Source organism: Streptomyces sp. NRRL F-5727, from assembly GCF_000719555.1.
Taxonomy (GTDB): Bacteria; Actinomycetota; Actinomycetes; order Streptomycetales; family Streptomycetaceae; genus Streptomyces.
In genome coordinates this window covers 1-335 of record NZ_JOGX01000169.1, presented here as the reverse complement: position 1 = coordinate 335, position 335 = coordinate 1, and the positions used below count along the sequence as shown (strand labels likewise).

The following is a 335-nucleotide window of genomic DNA, read 5'->3' as shown; positions in this document are numbered from 1 at the left end:
GGCGACGGACGCCTGGCCGGAGTCGGCGGAGACGAGGGTGGAGAGGATCTTCACGGCGGTGGTCTTGCCGGCGCCGTTCGGACCCAGCAGGGCGAAGACCGTGCCCTCGGGGACGGTCAGGTCGACTCCGTCGAGGACGACCTTGTCGCCGTACGACTTGCGCAGACCGTTCGCCGCGATCGCGGGGTGCGTCATGACGGGGGTTCTCCTCGGTTCTTCGGAAGCGGTGGGGGCGGTCAGTTGGCGTGGGCGGTGATGTCGCCGTGGGAGGTGGTGGCGTGGATGGTGAGGTCGGCGCCGGTGCCCTTGGCGTTCTGGAGGGTGTTGTGGATGCG

General features: G+C 69.6%; 1 protein-coding gene. It reads right to left on the bottom strand.

What is annotated here, in order from left to right:
- Positions 1 to 195: ATP-binding cassette domain-containing protein (locus IF73_RS0137210; RefSeq protein WP_031016017.1), on the bottom strand; the 195-nt coding region annotated here is incomplete at its 3' end.
- Positions 196 to 335: the final 140 nt, after the last annotated feature.